General features: G+C 57.6%; 4 protein-coding genes and 1 pseudogene. 1 reads left to right on the plus strand and 4 read right to left on the minus strand.

The genetic code is table 11. From position 1 onward, the window contains the following. On the plus strand, window positions 1-1,494 hold a 1,494-nt coding region (locus tag ACWGS9_RS34040; RefSeq protein WP_454509320.1), incomplete at its 5' end, for a hypothetical protein. A 34-nt stretch (window positions 1,495-1,528) separates the two neighbouring features. Here the strand turns inward: ACWGS9_RS34040 and ACWGS9_RS34045 are convergent. The 4 genes and pseudogenes from ACWGS9_RS34045 to ACWGS9_RS34060 form a co-directional block, all read right to left on the minus strand. Continuing rightward, window positions 1,529-1,741, minus strand: a pseudogene (locus ACWGS9_RS34045) (IS3 family transposase); the annotation flags it as partial. 422 nt (window positions 1,742-2,163) lie between these two features. After that, window positions 2,164-3,525 (minus strand): alpha/beta hydrolase, encoded by a 1,362-nt coding sequence (locus tag ACWGS9_RS34050; protein ID WP_454509321.1) that lies wholly within the window; start codon window positions 3,523-3,525, stop codon window positions 2,164-2,166. Then, window positions 3,494-4,252, minus strand: a complete 759-nt coding sequence (locus ACWGS9_RS34055; protein WP_454509322.1) for a carbonic anhydrase — start codon at window positions 4,250-4,252, stop codon at window positions 3,494-3,496. Before ACWGS9_RS34055 ends, ACWGS9_RS34050 begins: the two co-directional genes overlap by 32 nt. A gap of 107 nt (window positions 4,253-4,359) precedes the next feature. Further along, a complete protein-coding gene (locus tag ACWGS9_RS34060) occupies window positions 4,360-4,725 on the minus strand; it encodes a hypothetical protein (protein WP_454509323.1) in 366 nt (121 codons plus the stop codon). Window positions 4,726-4,879: the final 154 nt, after the last annotated feature.

Genomic DNA, 4,879 nt, shown 5'->3' on the forward strand with positions numbered 1-4,879 from the left:
CAGACGGACCCGATCGTCCGCATTGAGGCCGGCCATCTTCGTCGGGCGCTGGAACGCTACTACCTGACCTCAGGACAAGGGGATCCTGTACTCATATCCATTCCCAAGGGTGGATATGTTCCTTCCTTCGCGCGCCGGGCGGAAACCCAGTTAGCGCCGCTCCCAGCCCAATTTGTCACGCAGCCAGTCACAGAGCGCCCGCCCCTGTGGAGAACCCGGCCGCGACTGCTAACAGCCGTGCTCATGGTGCTTCTGGCGATCGTGGCATCTGTATCGGCTTGGTGGTGGGGCTCCGCCAAACACGGCGAGCCGGAAAAGCCCCGTGTGCTCGTGCAGACCTTTGACAATCCGGGCGGCACTCAGGCCGCAGGCGTGGTTGCAAGTGGATTGAAGGAGGAAATTGTCGAGCAACTTTCCAAGTTCAGAGACTTGCTGGTAATGGAATCGGCCCCGAAGCCGGACGATGCCTCCTTGGCGCCGCCACGATTTGAGATCGCTGGGAGTGTCACGCTGTCGGACGAAGCCTTTCAGCTTCGGGTCCGGCTCATCAATCGCGGCACCGGGTCGGTAATTTGGGCAAATAGCTACGACGGCCCATTGAAAGTCTCGGCATTTCGGGACACGCAAAAGGAAATTGCGCGCAGCGTAGCGCAAAATTTGGCTCAGGTTTACGGCGTGATCTTCCAAGCGGACGAGGATCTCGACGTGAGCAACGCCCCCGATGATTGGGTAGCCTATAATTGTACACTTTCTTTTTATGCATATCGGCTGGGCGTTGATCCGGAGCGCCGTCCCGCTGTGCGCACATGCCTTGAGCAAGCTGTGGATCGCTTCCCCCGCTACGCCACGGCATGGGGTCTCCTGGCATTGGTCTATGTCGATGACTACCGGTTTGGATTTTCAGCCGATGGGACGCCCCCGGCATCAGCGCTTGAGCGCGCTTTCGCTGCCGCCCAGCACGCCGTGGCACTCGATCCCCTAAATTTGCCAGCGCGCCAGGCAAAAATGCTGGCTCTGTATTTCGACAGGCAGATTGATGCCGCGTTGGAGCTAGGCGAGGAGAGCTTGAAACTCAACCCCAACGACACCGAGTTCTTGAGCGAATATGGCGAGCGCCTGGCAGTTTCGGGAAAATGGAAGGAAGGTTGCGCGAAGATAGCGGTGTCGCGTCAAGCAAATCCCGGAGCGTCAGCCAACTATGAGGCGGACTTGGCTCTTTGCTCCTATTTTGACGGCGACTATGCGCAAGCAGCAACATGGCTAAAGAGAACCCCTTCCCCGATGAATCCGATCTATCATTTGATTGGCGCTGCGATAAACGGTGAGGCAGGGAACGTTGCGGAAGCCCACCGCGAGAGCGAATGGCTTCGACAGAATATTCCGGCATTGGTGAAAAACCTGCGGGCGCAAGTGTCAATGCGTTTGGCTCGTCCGCAAGATGTCGAGACCTTTCTCGGCTCGCTTAGAAAAGCAGGTCTTGTGATCGCTGATTGAGCGGCCTGCACCGGCTTCGGCCGCGCAGTCAAGCATGGACGAAATCCAGCGACCAGAGCGCATTCTTTGCCTCGACCAGGATCAGCGCCCGCGTGCCGACGGCTCGCCGACTTGCCCTGCGCACCGTCAGACCTTCCTCGCGATAGAGACGGTAGATACGGTTGACCCCAGATGCCTCGCCCTCGCGCCTGAGTAGGATGAATAGCCGCCGGTAGCCGAAGCGTCGGCGCTCGTTCGCTAGGTCACGCGCCAGCAAACACCAAGCGATTGCACCGAGCGTCATTGCCGGAATGAACGCAGGCACCTTCACCGCGCAATCGATCGAGCGTAAGCTGTTATCTGTGAGCCGTATCGCAGCTGAATTTCAGCCGCCCCTATTCCAATCGCCAAAGCAAGGGCAGCCAGAACGGCAAAGGTCGAAAATTTCAATCTTCCCTCCCAAGTTGCTCTCTCCTGAATTCATGCTACCTGGACAGGTGGCCTCGCTCCATGCGTTTATGATAGGTAATGACTGGGGCCGGAAGAGGATTGCGTTTTGGCGATCATCGGTAACGGCGCCACTACCGTTGATCTCCATATGATGATCGCAAATACTCACGCCCCCGTCGCCGTCACGCCTAACGTCCTGCATCCTCCTTGCGGGGGAGCCATGCGACAGGGTCGATGGGATCACTGCGTCTTCCCTTTCGGGGCCTCAGTTTGCACCGATTCCGCAGTTTCAAGCGATGATTCCACCGCCTCCACCTCACCCGCCGTCGCTCCCACGACCTTATCGGCAAGGCTTTCGTGATAGTCATCGATTACCTGACCTTGTTCCAACCGACGAGTCACAAGCCGGACCAATTCAGGGCTGGAGGCGAACTTGCTGTGATTGAGCTGATCATCGGCTTTGAGCTTTGTCAGATCGAAGACGGTGATATGTTCGGCGGCTAACTCGCTTTTGTACGGCTCAGCATCGGGATTTATGGCTCCTAGCCGAGTAACGCCGCCCGAAAGCCACTGGGAAGCCGCCAGCGCATGATCGTCCTGAGAGACGAACAGCGAGAAATTCGCGTGCGAATTTCCCATATCCGCGAGTTCTTTGCCGAACACGTCGACATCGACGTCGGGAGACGCCAGCATGACATTAGCGATCTTCGTCGGCAGGTGCCGATCGCGGATCGCCATCTGCCGCAACGTCTCCAACACAAGCCAATTTCCCATCGAGTGGGCAAGGATGTCGACCTCGCTTATCGCCGGGTCGCGCGCCAACATATTTAGCGTGTCCTCGAGCGCATCACGAGAAAAATTCGCGCTCTCGCGATCGTAACCATATGCAAATACGCTCCCACGCGAGGGCCAGGTGAACAGCACCGGCGTAACCTCGGCGCCCGTATCATGTACAATCTGAGCAAACCGGAATACGGCATCATCGAACCGGTTATTAAAACCATGTACGAACACAATCGCTCGATGCTTCCGCGTCGCAGTGCCATGTGCATCGAGCCATTTGCGCGTTTGCGGAAGATCCAGCTGAGTTACCTTCGTCGTTACAAAGTCGGTCGCAGAATTGCCTGGCGAACGCTTCGGCCAGTTAACCTCGCCGGGCTTGCGCACGCTATCGGGGGGAATCGAGACTACGATGTTGACGAACGACAAATCGCGTCCACGTTCGCCTGAGTAGAGCTGGCCGGTCGCTTTAATGGATTGGCGAGTTGTCGCAACCAGCAGGTCCACGCTTGATGTCCCAGGGGCATAGGCGGCCACCGGCAGCAGCACATCTTCCGGTCTACTGGCGCAGGCCGCCAACCCGAAGGACATCAAAGCTACAAGAAACGTCTTACAGATCATCCATGATCCCCAGCGCCGCTGCCTCAAGCCCAGAGTCCCTTCGTTGCACAGAATGCAGGGATAGACGAAGGCATTAGAGACCCGTTGCGCCATTTCAACATCCATGCACCAATGCTCTGAATCCCGCGATTGCCCCTCCGTCGCCGTGCCTGCCGGCGCATAGCCGTCGTCATGACGATCGCAGAACAAACCGACGATCAATTGGCTGGGCCGGCCGCGCGTTCATCGGGTACAGCGCGGTGAATTTCGCGATGTCGGCTTTGTCAGCCGTAATCGGTGACTTGCACACCATCCAATCGACCGTCTCCGCGCAGGGCGGCGTCGTCAGCGAGCCAGCGTATTTCCAGTATTTCAGCGATCTCGGCAGAAGGTTCTGCGGACTGGCGTCGTCCGGCGCGTCCGCTTCGCTGTCGGCGGCCTTCGGAAACGCGCCTGCAATGGCCTTGAAAGTATGGTTCGCAGCCCCCTCATCGATAAAAACCCCGATAACGCCAAGACCCTTGCCTCCCGCCTTCTGGTGCACGAAATGCGCTTCCATCGGATAATGTTTTCCGCCGACGAGGTGCTCGCTCGGCGCATGGAAATGAAACTGAACCAGTTCGTATTGAGCGTCGCCGACGGTTAGCTTTCCACCTGGTGGGACGTTCAACTGAATCGTGTGACCATTGTTGACCATCTTGCCGCCCCGCTTCTGCCAGGCAAATTTGAGCGGCGGCAGATCAGCCTTGGTCGCGCCCGCGATATCGATTGGCGATTGTTGCGATCCGACGGAGCATGCGGCGTTCTCGGCGGCGAGCGAGCCCCAATGGTCGGGTCCGGTCTCGCCTTCATAGCTCCAATGCAGGCCTTCCGACGCGAACCCCCGACTGACACAAAGTGGGCACAGGCTCGCCGCCGCGAGACCTTTCAACAACGAACGACGGTCCATAGTTTTCCTCCTCCGATCGCGCACACCTGACAATCGAGTCGAGCAGCTACTGAACTTGCTCGTCGTTAGCTCGGCTCAGGTGAACAGGTCTTGCCATTTCGCGCCAATCACGACGCCTCAATGTTTGCACTCGCAGCCGTGTGGCCATATGCTGCCAAAATCAGAAAGTTGGGATACTTTCGCGGCAACGTCATTCGGCTGGCCTCTAAGTCCTGAAGCGCTGCCTCGACTTCTCCAACCAGCCGGTCCACGAGTTCCTGCCATTCGGCTCGTCTAGCCTCGACCAACGCCGCTGTTGTGGTCTTGTCGACGCTTGAAAGCGCCAGCTCCGCGTCGGCAAGCTCCTCGCATATCTCTAGAAAGCTCTCACTCCGGACAACCAGTCGGTGGATCGCCAATTCAAACTGCTGAAAGCGGCGTACTGCCGCCAGGATAGCTCTTTGTCTCTCGGTCGGTTCTTCTTGCTTGGCCATAATTCGTTGATCTGACAGAATTAACGATATTTTCAATTTGCGACGTGAGTGAGTTCTATATTGCCCAAAGCCAGCAGCGGAATGTAAATTACGTGGGAGACCATGTAGTCATCGGTCGAGCGAGGGGTCAGTTGAACAAGCCTGTAACATCCTT

Source organism: Mesorhizobium sp. Arg314, from assembly GCF_053714275.1.